Below are 16,847 nucleotides of genomic sequence, written 5' to 3' on the forward strand. Positions count from 1 at the left end.
ACAAACTGGTTAACTGGTTAACTCACCACTGGTTAACTGACAACTGATTAACTGACAACTGATTAACTGACAACTGATTAACTGACAACTGGTTAACTCTAATTCAAAACTGCGATAAAAACCGCACATCATTCTCAAAGAAATGCCTGATATCCGTCACCTTGTATTTCAACATAGCCTGACGTTCGATACCCATGCCCCACGCAAAGCCGCTATAAACTTCTGGATCAATACCACAGTTCTCAAGGACAGCAGGATCCACCATACCGCAACCTAAGACTTCAAGCCAACCGGTTCCTTTGGTGATGCGTTTGTCATCTTCTGTTTCGAGACCCCAGTAAACGTCCATTTCTGCGCTTGGTTCAGTGAATGGGAAGTAGGAGGCTCTGAGTCTGGTTTTGGCATGTGGACCATACATCGCTTTTGCGTAATAGTCAAGGGTTTGTTTCATGTCTGCCAATGAGACATTTTTATCAATATACAAACCTTCCACTTGATGAAACTGGCAGTGGGAGCGGCTAGATATCGTTTCATTTCTGTAAACACGTCCGGGTGAAATGATCCTGATCGGTGGTTTTTGACTTTCCATGACATGCACCTGGACAGTAGATGTCTGTGAGCGCAACATTCTGGTAAAGTCATTCGCCAGATAATAGGTATCTGTCATATCTCTAGCCGGGTGATCATCCGGTGTGTTTAGAGCAGTGAAATTGTGCCATTCATCTTCGATCTCTCTGTTTTCTTCCACGGTAAAACCGATCTTCGTAAAGATCTCAATGATCCTGTCCAAAGTCATCGTCACAGGATGCCGGGAACCAAGTGGGGTAGGGAAGCCCGGCATAGAAAGGTCTATGTTCGACTTTGTTTCACCTGAAGTAGCGTTGTCTAAAGACTCTGAAAACTGTGCAAATTTTTCCTCTGCGCTCGTTTTAAGACTATTTAATAACTGACCAAATTCCTTTCTGTCCTCAGGGGCGACTTTACCCATCAGGCCAAAAAGGTCTTTCAGTTTGTTTTTGGTGCCAAGAAAAGCAATTCGGAAAGTCTCCAATTCATCTTTATTTGTAATGGCAAAGCTGTTTATCTGTTCTGCCATTGCGGCGATATCTGCATTGTTTGAAACGCTCATGGATTATTTTATATATTATAAAAATATGACGTGGGTGCAAAAGTAAGAAAAATTTTGATTGGATATTTTAACAGTTATATTTAGATAATGTAAGTATATTTGTAACAAATAACAAAATGTCCAATTATGAGGTTAATTACTACAATTATCATCCTGTGCTTCTTCAGTAATACATTTTTTGCGCAGCACAGTTACATCCCCTTTGCACAACCGAATAAATTTTGGTTTTATAGAATTTTCAATAACCACGAACCTGCACCACAAAGCGAAAATGCTTACGCACTATGGACTAAAGATTATACAACTATTGAAGGAAAAGAATATTTAAATGTTTACAGATCTTATCTCAAAGGAACTCATCCATGCCAGTTTCCTCCTTGCTTTTCCCCTTCAAAGCCTTACATATTTCTAGACACCATTAAAATAGGATATCTGCGAGAAGATACTTCGTTAAGAACGGTGAATTTTTTGTCAGAATTCATCTCTCAGGAAGAATGTGCAAATTCAGAACACGAGGTACTAAATTTTAATTTAAATGTAGATGACACAATTTCAAAATGTTTCAGATTACAACTTGGCGGTGAAGACAAAGTTTGGGGTCCCTATGGAGCGATCGACTCAATTGAAGATTCTTTTATTTTTGGAAAAGTCAGAAAAGTATGGTCTCTAACAGTTTTATCTATTTATGGCATGCCACATATAACAACTACAAGATTAATTGAAGGAATTGGAATGGATCTTTATAATGTACTAAATTTTACGCCTGAACATAATTTCATAGACTTTTGTGAAGGTGATTTGTTTCAATGTCAAATTGCCTCATCAACTAAAGGTACCGGAACTCATGAATTGAAGTTATTTCCGAATCCTACAAATGGAATTTTTAAACTTGATGGGATTTATGAGGTCAAAGAAGCAAGGATGATTGATATTTCCGGTAGATCGAATCCAATAATGGTTACAAACAATGAAATTGATATTTCATCATACCAAGCAGGAGTTTATTACCTTGTATTGACTGATCGCAATAATCATCAATATTTCAATAAGATAGTGAAGTTTTAAAGCTTACAGCAGATCCAAAAACTCCTGCTCCGTCAATACCTCCACAGTACCCAATTCCTTTGCTTTCTTAAGCTTACTACCTGCATTATCCCCAACTACGAGGATATTCAGATTTGAACTCACAGCTCCAAGGTTCTTAGCTCCCAATGATTCTGCTTTTTCCTGTGCTTCCTTACGTCCCATTTGATGCAAAGTGCCCGTAAATAAAATTGTTTTTCCGGAAAGATGATGATCCGAATTTGTTAACACAGCTCTTCTATCTTTGGCAGTAGCTTTAAGATTGACTCCTAAATCTTCCATTTCTTTGATCATGTTGACATTAGACTCATCACCAAAGTAAGCTATTACGTTTTGTGCTACCACAGGACCGATGTCTTTGATTCCTTCGAAATGCTCTTTTGTCCAACTGGCAAGATCAAGCACATTTTCGATCTCTTCTGCCAATAATTTGGAAACTTTTTTTCCAACATGATGGATTGAAAGTGCATGAAGAAAACGCTGAATTGGATTCGCTTTTGAAACTTTAATTGCAGCAATCAATTTCTCTGCAGATCGCGCTCCAAAGCCTTCCAGTCCTGATATTTGTTCTTCCGTAAGTCTATAAATGTCCGGATAGGATTTCACCCAACCAAGTTCGAAAAACTTTTCCATGATAGACTTACCAAAGCCATCGATGTCCATGGCATCCTTGGAAGCGAAAAATATGAGTTTCTGGAGATTCTGTGCCGGGCAATCTGGGTTGATACATCTCCAGGCAGCCTCCGTCTCAAGTTTAACCAATTCACTATTGCAGGATGGGCAATGTGTTGGAAATTTGATTGGAATCTCACTGCCGGTTCGGACATCATCCAAAGCCTTGACGATGTATGGAATCACATCTCCGGCTCTTTCCACGACCACCATGTCACCAAGTCTCAGATCTCGGCTTTCGATGAACTCTTCATTATGCAGCGAAACTGATGAAATCGTTACTCCAGCTAATGCAACAGGTTCAAGTTTACCTACAGGTGTAACCGAACCGATCTTACCTATTTGGTATTCCACATCGATAAGTCTTGTGGCACCTTGTTTAGCTTGAAATTTATATGCGATTGCCCACCTTGGATGGTGCGCAGTAAAACCAATTCTATCCAGCCAGTTTTTATTGTCCAACTTGATGACCATGCCGTCTATTTCATAAGGAAACAAATTGCGGTCATTCTGCCATTTTGCACAGAATTTCACGACTTCATCAATGCCCTTGCACAGTTTTCTTGCTTCTGAAGGCACTTTCACACCTAGTGATCCGATAATATCTATTGATGCGAAGTGCGATTTAAAATCATCCAATTTGCTATTTCCTGCCTCATCCGCAGCATAGGAAATCGAATAAATGAAGGCATCCATCATTCTGTTTTCAGTTTCCTTAGGATCTTTAGTCCTAAGTCCTCCAGTTGCAGCGTTTCGTGCGTTTGCAAATAATACCTGGCCATTTTCTTCCCTCAACTTATTGATCTTTGTAAAATTCGCAGTTGATATTAGCGCTTCACCTCTTAATTCGATTGTTTTAATGCCAAGTTTGGCGAAATCAGCATAAAGCGGGACAGACTTCATGCTCTTCACATTATTTGTGATCTCTTCACCACGACTGCCATCTCCACGAGTAACAGCCCTTAATAGTTGGTTACCTTCATAAACTAGAGAAATACCTCCACCATCATATTTTGGTTCGACACTATAGCTAATTTCTTCTGTTACATCTAGTTTTAGTAGTTTCTTAATCTGTAAGTCAAAATCAACCAGATCTTTTTCATTGTAACTATTCGCTAATGAAAGCATTGGTTGCAAATGATCGATTTGTTTCGCATTTTCAGTGATCTCAAGGCCGACACGTTGAGTAGGAGAGTGGTCGGACCTCCATTCCGGGTGCGCTGATTCAATTGCTTCCAAAGCTTTGAAAAGAAAATCATATTCAGTGTCACTAAGAATAGGTTCGTTGAGCGTGTAGTATCTCCATTCATGGAATCTCACAACTTCTGCTAATTTATCCGACAATTCTTGAGAATCAATCTTTATTTTATCAGAAAGCACATCTCTTGAAAAGCTTACTAATTTATCTATGTTTTCATTCATAGTTGTTTAACCTTTAATATTTTAGGAACGAATTGTTCCTGTGAAGCTTCAATGTATTGTGCAGCAGTTTCTGCTATTGTTTGTTCAAACGGAATGTAAGAAAACCCATTGATATCTAAAGAACGGCTATTATCGAAAAGGTATAATTTTGATGATGTTGTTGCTGTTTCTTTAGTTAACATTGGACGAGAACCTGTGATAAATGAGCGCAACTTATCCAATCTCCAGGCAATAGCAAGGATCCACTTCTTAGTAGGAATGGATGGTGCATTTTTCTTGAGTTTGCTTGCAATAGTTTCTAAAAATTCTTTGTAAGAAACATTTTTGCCAATCATGAGATATTTTTCTTGACTGCCTTCATGATCCAACATTCTAATTGCAAAATCTGCGATGTCCCGAACATCTACAAAACCTGTAGTACCTTCCGGATAGAATTTACTCCCTCTCCACACATGATTGAAGAATCCATTAGTGCCCACTTTCCAGAATCCACTTCCCAATATCAACCCCGGGACAAGAATTCTGACATCAAGACCTTCTGCCTTTCCGCGCCAAACTTCCAACTCTCCAAGATTTTTAGTAATTGCATAAAATGAATTGCTTGGGCTGTCCTCAAACTTGACATCCTCGTGGATCATGTCGTCATTGGTATTTCTACCTAAGGCTGCAATGGACCCGATGTAAATAAACTTCTGAATGTTATTTTCAAGTGCAAGATTCACCATATTGGCAGTTCCCTCAATATTGGTCTTCGCCAACGCTCTCTTGTCCCGACTATCAAAGGAAACCAAGGCACCACAATGAATGACATGAGTAATACCTTCATATGCTTCCTCTAATCCGAAAACATCTGTCAAATCTGCTACATAACTTTTTACTTTGTCTTTGGCATCCCCAAGAAGGCTCATATCGCTTTTCTCGCGATGTATGATCGAAATATTGTCGAACCCATTTGCCAGTAACGTTCTTACGACGTAGGATCCAACGAGGCCAGTGGCGCCGGTGACGAGGATGGATTTATTCATGGGCGAAAAGTGATGTGTGATGAGTAATATGTGGAATAAATGTTGGATGTTGAATGTTGGATGTTGGATGGGATGCTCCAATGATAGCGTTCATTTTAATTTCTGTTTTTTGATTTCTAATTTCAGCGAGTAAGGTGTAACATGAAGGCAAATTAGATTTCGTAATAATATTTGAGTATTGGATGTTGGATGTTGAGAATCCTCCCCCTGCCCCCCTCCAGAGGGGGAAATGCTCCGAAACTTTATTTTTACTTTTCATTTTATTTCTTTCACAAACAACAAACTGCAAACAACAAACATCAAACTTCAAACTTCAAACCTTCTCACCTTCTCACCTCAAATCATCTCCTTCGTCCCCTGATATATGCACCCACCAATATTATCCACAGATGCTCCGGTCACGGTTGCCATCATATTCGGAATGTTCTTTACACGGAGTAGTCCGGCAAGTGCCATTAACAATGCTTCTTTAAATTCTACTATCTGTTTGGGTGGAATACTTACATGGATACCGTTTTCATTGAGACAAATTTCTGCAATACATTCCATTAGGTATTGATTATAAGCTCCGCCACCTGTGACTAGCATGCTTTGACCATGAAAATCAGTATTTTCTTTTAAACAAACTGATTTAATCTCTTGAGAAATGCGTTCTGCAATGAAATTACAAAAAGTATTAAGCTTATCTTCAGGGCTATAATCAAAAGATTTAATGATGGGCCAAAGTTCCTTCATGATCCAGTTATTATCCAATGATTTTGGATACTGACCATTGAAATAATCAAGTTTATTCAATTCCAATATGAGTTCTGGCTGAAGTACACCTTTTCTGGCAGTCAATCCATCCTGGTCAAATGCCTGACCAGACATCGATGCCAGCTTATTTAAGACCTGATTAGCAGGGCTCACATCAAATGCAATATAATGGTCATCTACTCTGGCACTTACATTTACGATTCCGCCAATATTCAGACAAAGTGGATATTCAGAGAAAAGTAGACTTTCAGCCACCGGAATCATAGGAGCACCTTGGCCATTTAAAGCGACATCAGTGCTTCTAAAGTCACAAATGGTGGGATAGCCAGTAATCGCTGCTATAGATGCGCCATGACCTATTTGTAGCGTCATATGATTTTGTGGTTCATGGAATACTGTATGTCCATGAGATGAGATGAAGTCCGGTTTTATCGATGTTCTCTTGAGAAAAGTATTGGCTAGATCTCCAATATATTTACCAAAAGTAACATGAGCCAACCATAATTCTTTTGCTGATGAAAGATAGGCTTTCTTTAATCTTTCTTCCCAAAAAACACTTAATTCGAATGTTTCAGCTTCGACTATTTCCCAATCAAGAACTGTTTTTTCTCCTTCGTCACCGCACTCAAAGCGACACAAAGCAAAGTCGATGCCGTCGAGTGAACTGCCCGACATAACACCGAGTCCATGATAAACTTTCATATTTTATTGCTTTAGGCTTTCGACATAATTAGCTAAGAGCTTAATTTCGTCTTTAGTGAATACATTTTTATAGGCAGCCATAGTATTTCGACCATTGCTGATCACAAATAATTTCTCTTCTTTTGTTAATAGTGATTTACTCAGGTCCATAGCTCCGTTTAAACCGAGTTTACCATCAGCTCCATGACATAATTTACAGGTAGTAGAAAACAAAATTCGTCCTGCTTCCAAGTCCTTTTCCTCTTGCGTTAATATAGGTTCCACGTCATCTTCTTCTGAACTTATATTTTGCTTTGGATTAGTGTTGACACAGCTTATAATGGATAAAGTACAAAATATAAAAATGATATAGCGTAGCATTTTTTCTGATGAATTCTTTTTGATTTACAATCTGATTTTAATCCTGAATATCAATTCTATTTTAAAATATTCGAGATAGGTTCAAATGTATAATAAAGTTGGGGAAATAAAAAACGCGCCCGAAGACGCGTTATGTTTTATATCAAAATAAAACTATTTTTTTCCTGACCATTCTTTCAAAGAATCTGCATTCATTTTTACGTAGTCATCGTTTTTAGCTTCCTTCGCTAAAGCAAGAGATCTTTCAGCTGTTTTTCTTGCTGCTGCATAATCGTTTAATTTAGCTTCGATCAAAGATTGTTGACGAAGTACCCAGAATTTTTCACCATTCTTTTCAGTTGATTTTTTGATCCAAGCCAATGCTTGATTCAAGTCTTTACCTTCATCCAAGTAGTATTTAGCTGCTGCAAAATATTCATCACCTGAAGGACCCTCCATTTTAGATTTGATTGCAGACATAACTGCGTCATCTGTCGAATATGTAAACGGAACTTTGACAGCTGTTTTATCCCACATGATGGCAATATTTGCACCTTTACTAGTTATATCAGTTACATCTATCGTAAAAGTTTCAAATGAAGGATTAATAGTCATAGGACGAACAACAACTTTAGTTGCAACTTCAGTTTCTTTGAAGTTAGATTCACTAAGATTACCACCCATAGTTAAATCTTTATAAAATATTACTGTCCATTCATTAGCATTTGGAATGGTATAGATAGCATATGTACCTTTGTCAAGTGTTACAGTACCGATAGTTGCTTTATCAGAGAAGGTTACTTTAGTAGCTGAATTAGCGCCAGTTCTCCATATTTTACCAAAAGGAACAAGTTCGCCAAAAATAGCACGTCCTTTCATTGAAGGTCTGGAATAATCGATGTTTACATCACCCAAACCAACACTAACTTTAAGAGTAGCCGATGGAGAAGCCGCAGGCGTTTTGATCTGAGCCTCTAATACAAAACCTGACAAAAGACAGGCCATAAATAAGAATAATCCGGAAATTAATTTCATGTATATAATTTTAGTTATAAAAAATGCAAAATTACAAAAAATGATCTTTATTAATGAGACCTTCAATTTAAAATAACGTTAAATATAAGTCTCATAAATTCTTTCAAGCTTAAGACAAATATCTTTCTGAATTGTTAATGATTCGAAAGTATTTATTTTATTCTAGCTAAATATTCCTTTACTTTGCAGCTTTTTAGAAAAGCAACTTTAAGCGTACAATGATAGCAATCAGCAATTTATATATTCAATACGGTGACAGGATCCTCTTCGATTCTATTTCCACCACTATAAATGTCGGTGAGAAAATAGGTCTGACAGGACGAAACGGCGCCGGTAAATCTACTTTGCTAAAGATTCTAGCCGGAGAGATCAACCGCTATGAAGGCATCATCGACAAACCAAAAAGCGAATCAGTAGCATACCTCCATCAGGATATTGAGATCAGTGGTGACAATAATGTTATTGAAGAAGCGCTCAAGGCTTTCGAAGAACTTAATGAAATAGAGCGTCAGATCATTAAGTGTGAAACTGATCTTGGAGTAAGAGAAGATTACGAATCTGACAGCTACTCAAACCTGATCGACAACCTCACGCATCTTACTGAACAATATGAATACAGGGGTGGTAATCAGAAAGAAGCCAATGCTGAGAAGATCCTGAAAGGTCTTGGTTTTAAGAATAATGAATTTACGAAGAAAGTAAGAGAGTTAAGTGGTGGATGGCAAATGCGGGTAGAACTTGCAAAAATGCTTTTGACCAAACCTGATTACTTGCTACTGGATGAGCCTACGAATCACCTGGATATTGAATCTATCATTTGGTTGGAGGAATTCTTAAGTGATTACAAAGGGGCTGTGGTGCTTATTTCTCACGATAAGATCTTCCTTGACAAGATCACCAAACGCACCATCGAAGTCGAACTCGGTAAGATATATGACTACCAGGCCAACTATTCCAACTACTTGATACAGCGTGTCGAAAGAAGGATAATGCTTTCTGCAGCATTTGAAAATCAACAAAAACTCATAGCACAGAAGGAAAAAACCATCGCTCGTTTCATGGCAAAGGCTACGAAAACTTCGATGGCACAATCCATGCAGAAGCAATTAGATAAAGTAGAAAGAATTGAACTCGAAGATGAAGATACTTCATCCATCAAGTTGAAATTTCCTGTTGCCCCCCGTTCAGCAGAAGTCCTCATAAAAGCTGAAAATGTTGAAAAATCATACAATGGCATAAACGTTTTTAAAGGTGTTGATTTTCATATAACACGTGGAGAAAGAGTGGCATTTGTTGGACAAAATGGTATGGGTAAATCAACCTTAGCAAAAATACTTATTGGAAAAGAGAAAGCCGACAATGGTACTGTTGTCTTAGGACCAAATACCTTACTTGGTTACTATGCACAGAATCAGACTGATGCCATGAACATGGATAAAACGCTTCTTGCAACCATGGAGGACGAGTCACCTGCTGAAATGCGGACTAAATTGAGGAGTATTCTTGGTTCATTGATGTTCAGTGGGGAAGATGTTGACAAAAAAGTAAGTGTATTGTCCGGAGGTGAACGTGGAAGACTTGCGTTAGCATTGCTATTGCTGCATCCAATTAACTTCCTGGTCCTCGATGAGCCTACGAATCACTTGGACTTAAAAGCAAAGGAAGTTCTTAAAAAAGCAATCCTTGATTATGATGGGACACTTTTGGTTATCTCGCACGACAGGTCTTTTCTCGAAGGGTTAACTGATCGCACCATAGAATTCAGAGATAATAAAACCACAGAATATCTGGGTGATATTAACTACTTCCTTGAAAAACGTAAAATGGAAACATTCCGTGAAGTGGAAGCAAGTCAAAAACAAACTGCAGCAGCAAAAGTTGCTCCACCAAAAGTTCTTGACAGCACTGAAAAGAAAGAACTTGATAAAACAGAAAAGCGCATCGCTGATTTAGAAAGAGAGATCAAACAGGTCAATGAAAAAATGGGCAAAGATGATTTTTACGGATCTTCAGATTACGAAGCTATAACTAAGAAATATCAACAATTGCAAAGCACGCTTGAGGTGGAGATGGAGAAGTGGGAAACGCTTATATAATTGTTAATTATTAATTGTTAATTATTACTTGGCGAAGATTAGAAATGGCTATAACTTACTTGAGAATAACTAAAGATTAAAAGTGAATTATTAATTCATTTGAAATCAAGCATTGCGCCATAACTAGTATGTCCTGTATTAATTTTAATTATAATTTAAAGGCAAAAATGAAATTTACTTCAAAATGAATAACGATAAATAAAAACTAAATTACCTCTTTTACAGAAAAAGCTAAAACGATAATGAGTGAATAAGCACGACAGTTCACCGACCAAAATAACAATTAACAATTAATAATTAACAACTACAACATGGCCGACAATAAAATAATCTTTACAATGACCGGAGTGAGTAAGATCATTCCACCTAATAAAGCCATTCTTAATAATATCTATCTATCGTTTTATTACGGAGCTAAAATTGGTGTACTTGGTCTGAATGGTGCCGGTAAATCTACATTGCTCAAACTTATAGCAGGAATAGATCCTAATTACAATGGTCACATCACTTTTGATAAAGATTATAAAATTGGCTATCTGGAGCAAGAACCAACACTTGATCCTGAAAAGACTGTGCTTGACATTGTGAAGGAAGGTGTGAAAGAAGTCGTCGATATACTTGCTGAATATGAAGCTGTCAATGCAAAATTTGCTGAAGAGATAACGGATGATGAGATGAATGCCTTGATAGAAAAACAAGGTGAACTAACTGAAAAGCTAGAACAAAAGGATGCCTGGAATCTGGAATACAAACTTGAGATGGCCATGGAAGCACTTCGACTTCCTGCACCTGACGCTAAGGTAAGTGTCCTTTCAGGTGGAGAACGGAGAAGGGTTGCTTTATGTAGATTGCTTCTGAGTGAACCCGATATTCTGTTATTAGATGAGCCTACCAATCACCTGGATGCAGAATCTGTTGACTGGTTGGAACAATATCTTAGAAATTTCCCTGGAACTGTTATTGCAGTAACACACGATAGATATTTCCTTGACAATGTCGCAGGATGGATTCTCGAATTGGATAGGGGAGAAGGTATTCCATGGGAAGGAAACTACAGCTCATGGTTGCAGCAAAAATCTAACAGACTTGCTCAGGAAGAGAAAACAGAATCTAAACGCAGAAAGATACTTCAGCGTGAATTAGAATGGACCAGAATGGCTCCTAAAGCTCGTCAGGCTAAATCTAAAGCACGTTTAACAGCTTATGAGAAGTTGGCAGAAGAAAGTGGAAATGAAAAGGAAGCAAAACTTGAACTTTTTATTCCACCGGGACCACGTTTGGGAGATCTTGTGATCGACTTTGAACATGTAGCTAAATCATATGGTGACAGAACATTGTACAACGATCTTACATTCAAAATTCCTAAAAATGCAGTTGTCGGAATCATAGGTCCAAATGGTGTCGGTAAGTCCACTATGTTCCGTATGATCACCGGTCAGGAGCAACCTGATTCAGGAAAGGTCATCATTGGTGACTCTGTGAAAATCGCTTATGTAGATCAGTCTCACGAAGATCTCAAACCGGAGAAAAGTGTCTATGAAGTGCTTTCCGGAGGTTTAGATAATTTGTTGGTCAATGGCTTGAGTGTTAATGCCAGAGCTTACATTAGTAAGTTCAACTTTAATGGAACAGATCAAAGCAAAAAAGTAGGTGTATTATCAGGAGGAGAAAGAAACAGATTACATCTTGCCATGGCATTGAAGGATGGTGGTAATGTGATCCTATTGGATGAGCCTACGAATGATATTGATATAAATACACTTAGGGCTTTAGAGGAGGCTATAGAGAATTTTGCCGGGTGCGTACTTGTTATTTCACACGATAGATGGTTTATAGACAGATTGGCAACGCACATTCTTGCATTTGAGGATGAAGGCGCCTATTTCTTTGAAGGCAACTATTCTGATTACGAGGAGAATAAGAAGAGTAGATTGGGAGAGCAGAAGAAGAAGTCGAAGTTTAAGAACCTTTTGTCTATCTAGTAAAATTAGAAGTTAGAAATTAGAAGTTAGAAGTTAGAATGAGCGACTAGATCCAAAAGTATCTAAAATGATGAATGGTTAGCACCGAAGAAAAATATTAATTGTTTGGTCAAAATAAATAAAAGTATTATTTTTACTTATCAAATAACCCAAACAATTCATCATGTATTCAGACTTAAAAATCCGTACTAAGGATTTCTCAATTTCAATTATTGGAATTGTAGAAAAACTTCCTTTTTCTATACCTTGTAAAATTATAGCATATCAACTTATGAAATCCGGGACCTCTGTTGGAGCAAATTACAGAGCTGCCTTAAGATCAAGAAGTGATAGAGAAATGATCTCAAAACTAAATATTGTGCTAGAAGAAGTAGATGAGGTTTGTTATTGGTTAGAAATAATAAAAGCTAAAAATTACTTTCAATCAGAAGAATTGGAATTAAATCTAAAGGAATCCAATGAATTAACAGCAATCTTTGTTACATCACTTAGAAAATTAAATTATAAAGAACAAATGAAAAAATTAAATAAGTAAATTTCAATCGAAGTGAATCATTCTAATTTCTAACTTCTAATTTCTAATTTAAAAGATGTCCAAAAAAACACTACTCATTCTCGCAGCCGGCATGGGATCCCGATACGGAGGCCTTAAACAACTTGATGGTCTTGGACCAAATGGTGAGACGATCATAGATTATTCTGTGTATGATGCCATTCAGGCAGGTTTCGATAAACTGGTATTTGTGATCAGACCACATTTTGAGGAAGAATTCAAATCAAAAGTTTCTTCAAAATATACTTCACTTGCGGAAGTAGTTCATGTACATCAGGAAGTTGATTCTCCGATAGCGGGTATTGATACTTTTCCAGAGAGAGAGAAGCCTTGGGGCACAGGACATGCAGTTTTAGTGTGTGAGTCAGTGATCCATGAGCCATTTGCAGTTATAAATGCAGATGATTATTATGGAAAAGAGGCATTTGTCCAAATGGCAGATTTTCTTGACAATAGGATCTCTGAAAATAAAAATTCTCTAATTGGGTATAAATTAGGTAATACACTTTCTGAGAATGGTCATGTATCAAGAGGTGTTTGTCAGGTCAATGATGAACTTCAATTAGTAGAAGTCAATGAACGAACCAAGATAGCACGGGAGAATGGGACGATTTATTATCATGATGGTGATCAAAAATACCCACTATCAGAGGAAAGTTATGTTTCAATGAACTTTTGGGGATTCCATCCTGACCTTTTCCCAATGTTTAGAAAGGGTTTCTTAGACTTTGTCAATTACAGCCGACCGACTGAAAAACAGGAGTATTTTATTCCTTTGGTTGTAGATTATTTGATTAAATCAGGCCGCTCTGAATTTGAAGTTATTCCATCCAACAGCACATGGATAGGTGTCACATATCAGGAGGATCGTCAGCCGACGGTGGATAAATTTGCGGAAATGGGGGAGAGAGGAGATTATCCGGAGAAGCTTTTCTAAAAGTTTAATTTTTCAGAGGTTTTATTTTGGATGAAATTCATTTCTTGCAAAATTTATAGAGTAATTTTCCCAAACTTTGGCATTGTTTATTGCTGGCCACACCTCCTTTGGTTCATTCACGAAAGTCCACATTTCCGTATGTTTTTCGTTCATAAATTTTTCAGAAACACATCTTTCCAGCATTAATTTCAAAGGATCATAGTAGTTATTTGTATTCAAAATGATTATTGGCACATTAAGTATGCCGAGCCTTTTTAAGGTAATGGCTTCCAATAATTCTTCCAAAGTACCACTGCCTCCCGGCAAAGCAATAAGACCATCAATATTCAAGAGAAACTTTGCTTTCCGCTCATGCATCGTATCTACATATTCAAAGTCAGTAACCATCTTATGTCCCCATTCTACATCATTCATAAAGTTTGGCATTATGCCTTTTATTTTGCCTCCATGATTTAAAACTGTATCAGCCAGATGACCCATCAGACCGGTAGAGCCACCACCAAATACAAAATCTACACCATTATTGAGTAGATCGATGGTCATTTCTTCTGTAGCTTTAAAAAAACTTTGATCTATTAATGCACTTGAAGCACAGTAAACACATATTTTCATTACTTATATTTAAATTCGTATAAAATTGAGTTTATAAATTCAATTTACCAAATAGTGCAAAAAAAAACAGTAGAAGAATTTCTCTTCTACTGCCTTATATTATGTTGCATGAAACTTATTCAATGACCAATCTTAAAATCTCAAACCAATGGTTGCCTGATAAAGCACATTTTTGTATCTAGGAGTATTAGAACCGGGTTCACCATTTTTGGAGACATCCCATGCTGCTCTTGCCCCGATAACTATATTATTCACATTGATGTCAACGCCACCAGTCAGCCCAAAGATGTTTTTCTTAATATCATCGTTTTTGAACTCGTCTTCCTGATCTACGCTGACTCCAGGACCATTAAATTCATCCTTTTGTTTAAGAAGATATGAATATTGTGGTCCTCCAAGAATTGTAATAAAATTTGTTGGCTTAATGGCCAATAAAATTGGTACATCTAGAAAAGTAGAAGTCCTTGTAAAAGAATATTTAGTTCCTAAAAAAGAACCATCACCCTTAAATCCTTTTTGAGAGTATAGTAAAGCTGGCTGTATCCCAATCAAAGCTCCTAATGGCATATTCAAGAACACTCCGCCTACAAAACCAAGTTTTGGATCAGCTACAAAATTATCACCTTGTTCATCATAAACATTAGATAAATTACCACCTGCTTTGATGCCGATAGAAAACCTTTCTCTTAAATCCTCATTCGAATCCTGAGCAAAGATGTTGGCATTAAATACTGTTATCACTAATATCGCAAAAATAAATTGTTTCATTTTCAATTCTGTTTAATTTTAAATTAAATATAAATTATCATTTAAAAATATATGATTTAAGGTTTGTTTCCTCTAATCACACTCAATAATATGGATATGGCTGCTATCACTAAAAGTAAGTGAATAATAGCTCCGGCTTGATATCCAATAAATCCAATTGCCCAACCAATGATCATGATCACTGCAATGATATATAATATGCTTCTCATCGTTAATTATTTTTAATTCGTTATTAATAGTGTGGATTAAATAAATTAATATTCAATCAATATAAATTCAACTTGAAAGGGAATTAAAAAATAATGGATCCTTACTTTTTAAAAAATGCAAAATTTGCATGCATACTATTTCAAACTAATAAAATAATTTATTAGTTCAATAACTATTAATAAATTTCTAAAATAGTAGAAATAATTAGGCGTATTTGAGCTATTTATACAAGCCTGATGGAGCAGAAAAACTTTAAAAATTTCATAAATAAATTACCAGGCTATTTATCCAAAGCTTGCAGTATATCTGCCTTTAAGTCGTTGAGATTTTCGATGCCTGTAGACATTCTGACTAAACCGGGAGTAATTCCTATTTCTTTTCTTTTGTGAATTGGAATATTTCTGTGTGAGGATGAATCAGGATGCAATATTAGTGTATCCAAATCGCCTAAAGTAGGAGCGTGAGTTATTAATTGCAGCGCATTCATAAATTTTTTGGCTCCCTTGAGACCTCCCTTCACCTCGAAGCTCATTAATGGTGCATGGTTCGACATTTGATCAATAGCCAATTTATGAAATGGATGATCTGAGAGTGAAGTATGATTCACCCTTTTTACTTTGGGGTGTTGCGATAAAAATTCTGCCAGAGCATTTGCATTGCTGCATTGTCTTTCCATCCTTAAATGCAATGTTTTCAAGCCTATATAAGTAAGCCATGCTTCGAATGGTGAGCAATTCGTACCCAGTAAGCGCATATTCTTCAAAATGTCACCATTCATCTTTGAAGTATGTGTACTCACTATACACCCTGCTATGCTATTTCCATGACCGGCTAGATATTTAGTTGTACTATAAATCACATAATCCACACCCAGGCTTAAGGGTTGTTGCAAATAAGGCGTACTAATCGTATTATCGCACACTGTGATAATCTTATTTTTTTTACAAAAACTTGCAAGTTTTTTAATATCAACACAATTCAAAAGGGGATTTCCAGGAGTTTCAAAATAAACTGCTGTAATTTTACTTTTCAATTGCAATTCATTCAGTGCATCCGTATCATTAAGATCTGCATAAAGCAGCGTAAATCCAATCTTTTTGCTGATTGAAACCAGCAATTCTGTACTGCCACCATAAAGCCCATCAGGTGTCACAAGAACATCTCCAGAGTTTAATAGTTCGATCATCAATGTTGAGATCGCAGACATTCCGGAAGAGGTCATAATTGCCTTGACGTCTTTTTTTAATGAACCTTTTTCTAACAATGCTATCTTTTCTTCCAAAGCTTGCACTGTAGGATTGCCATACCTGGAATAAACAAAGCCTTCCTTTTTGCCTTCAAAAATATCTATACTATGCTCCAATGACTCCATCTCATAAGAGGAAGTAGCATATATTGGCAATGTATGAGGCTTATCAGATGGCACTTTATACATTTCTGCTACAGCATATGATTCATTCGAAAACTTCACTTTGGATTTTTTTGATGACATTTGTACTTTATTTTAACTTAAAATATTTTTAAAG

Annotated in this window: 15 protein-coding genes; 5 read left to right on the forward strand and 10 right to left on the reverse strand. The window is 36.8% G+C overall.

The genetic code is table 11. The annotated features are described in order from the left end of the window. Positions 1 to 103: 103 nt before the first annotated feature. On the reverse strand, positions 104 to 1,129 hold the full coding sequence (gene pheS, locus IPI15_RS05305) for a phenylalanine--tRNA ligase subunit alpha (protein WP_287419408.1): 1,026 nt from the start codon (positions 1,127 to 1,129) through the stop codon (positions 104 to 106). A gap of 126 nt (positions 1,130 to 1,255) precedes the next feature. On the opposite strand from pheS, the gene IPI15_RS05310 reads away from it, so the two are divergent. Further along, positions 1,256 to 2,194: a T9SS type A sorting domain-containing protein gene (locus IPI15_RS05310; protein WP_287419410.1), complete on the forward strand. Its 939-nt coding sequence runs from the start codon at positions 1,256 to 1,258 to the stop codon at positions 2,192 to 2,194. A 3-nt stretch (positions 2,195 to 2,197) separates the two neighbouring features. Here the strand turns inward: IPI15_RS05310 and ligA are convergent, their stop codons facing one another. The 5 genes from ligA to IPI15_RS05335 form a co-directional block, all read right to left on the reverse strand. Continuing rightward, positions 2,198 to 4,306: an NAD-dependent DNA ligase LigA gene (gene ligA, locus IPI15_RS05315; protein ID WP_287419412.1), complete on the reverse strand. Its 2,109-nt coding sequence runs from the start codon at positions 4,304 to 4,306 to the stop codon at positions 2,198 to 2,200. After that, positions 4,303 to 5,412: an NAD-dependent epimerase/dehydratase family protein gene (locus IPI15_RS05320; RefSeq protein ID WP_287419413.1), complete on the reverse strand. Its 1,110-nt coding sequence runs from the start codon at positions 5,410 to 5,412 to the stop codon at positions 4,303 to 4,305. The genes ligA and IPI15_RS05320 overlap by 4 nt, the downstream gene beginning before the upstream one ends. 255 nt (positions 5,413 to 5,667) lie before the next feature. Next, the gene (locus IPI15_RS05325) at positions 5,668 to 6,789 is read right to left on the reverse strand and encodes an anhydro-N-acetylmuramic acid kinase (RefSeq protein ID WP_287419414.1); all 1,122 of its coding nucleotides are present in this window, start codon (positions 6,787 to 6,789) and stop codon (positions 5,668 to 5,670) included. A gap of 3 nt (positions 6,790 to 6,792) precedes the next feature. Beyond that, positions 6,793 to 7,149 carry a c-type cytochrome gene (locus IPI15_RS05330; RefSeq protein ID WP_287401237.1) on the reverse strand — a complete coding sequence of 119 codons (357 nt, stop codon included), beginning with the start codon at positions 7,147 to 7,149 and terminating at the stop codon, positions 6,793 to 6,795. Between the two features lie 153 nt (positions 7,150 to 7,302). Further along, positions 7,303 to 8,163 carry a DUF2911 domain-containing protein gene (locus IPI15_RS05335; protein ID WP_287401238.1) on the reverse strand — a complete coding sequence of 287 codons (861 nt, stop codon included), beginning with the start codon at positions 8,161 to 8,163 and terminating at the stop codon, positions 7,303 to 7,305. Positions 8,164 to 8,381: 218 nt separating this feature from the next. On the opposite strand from IPI15_RS05335, the gene IPI15_RS05340 reads away from it, so the two are divergent. The 4 genes from IPI15_RS05340 to IPI15_RS05355 all read left to right on the forward strand — a co-directional run bounded on the left by IPI15_RS05340 (position 8,382) and on the right by IPI15_RS05355 (position 13,731). After that, positions 8,382 to 10,259 carry an ABC-F family ATP-binding cassette domain-containing protein gene (locus IPI15_RS05340; RefSeq protein ID WP_287401239.1) on the forward strand — a complete coding sequence of 626 codons (1,878 nt, stop codon included), beginning with the start codon at positions 8,382 to 8,384 and terminating at the stop codon, positions 10,257 to 10,259. Positions 10,260 to 10,570: 311 nt separating this feature from the next. After that, the gene (ettA, locus tag IPI15_RS05345; protein ID WP_287401240.1) at positions 10,571 to 12,241 is read left to right on the forward strand and encodes an energy-dependent translational throttle protein EttA; all 1,671 of its coding nucleotides are present in this window, start codon (positions 10,571 to 10,573) and stop codon (positions 12,239 to 12,241) included. 163 nt (positions 12,242 to 12,404) lie between these two features. Continuing rightward, positions 12,405 to 12,776, forward strand: a complete 372-nt coding sequence (locus tag IPI15_RS05350; protein ID WP_287401241.1) for a four helix bundle protein — start codon at positions 12,405 to 12,407, stop codon at positions 12,774 to 12,776. A 55-nt stretch (positions 12,777 to 12,831) separates the two neighbouring features. Beyond that, positions 12,832 to 13,731: a sugar phosphate nucleotidyltransferase gene (locus IPI15_RS05355; protein ID WP_287401242.1), complete on the forward strand. Its 900-nt coding sequence runs from the start codon at positions 12,832 to 12,834 to the stop codon at positions 13,729 to 13,731. Between the two features lie 21 nt (positions 13,732 to 13,752). Here the strand turns inward: IPI15_RS05355 and IPI15_RS05360 are convergent, their stop codons facing one another. The 4 genes from IPI15_RS05360 to IPI15_RS05375 form a co-directional block, all read right to left on the reverse strand. Then, a complete protein-coding gene (locus IPI15_RS05360) occupies positions 13,753 to 14,343 on the reverse strand; it encodes a TIGR00730 family Rossman fold protein (RefSeq protein ID WP_287419416.1) in 591 nt (196 codons plus the stop codon). Positions 14,344 to 14,475: 132 nt separating this feature from the next. After that, positions 14,476 to 15,111 carry a porin family protein gene (locus IPI15_RS05365; RefSeq protein WP_287401244.1) on the reverse strand — a complete coding sequence of 212 codons (636 nt, stop codon included), beginning with the start codon at positions 15,109 to 15,111 and terminating at the stop codon, positions 14,476 to 14,478. 56 nt (positions 15,112 to 15,167) lie between these two features. Next, positions 15,168 to 15,320 (reverse strand): lmo0937 family membrane protein, encoded by a 153-nt coding sequence (locus IPI15_RS05370; RefSeq protein ID WP_287401245.1) that lies wholly within the window; start codon positions 15,318 to 15,320, stop codon positions 15,168 to 15,170. Between the two features lie 281 nt (positions 15,321 to 15,601). After that, entirely contained in the window at positions 15,602 to 16,813 is a 1,212-nt protein-coding gene (locus tag IPI15_RS05375) for a trans-sulfuration enzyme family protein (RefSeq protein ID WP_287401246.1), read from the reverse strand. Positions 16,814 to 16,847 lie beyond the last annotated feature (34 nt).

Source organism: Candidatus Brachybacter algidus (assembly GCF_016707225.1).
GTDB classification, from domain to species: domain Bacteria; phylum Bacteroidota; class Bacteroidia; order Chitinophagales; family Saprospiraceae; genus Parvibacillus; species Parvibacillus algidus.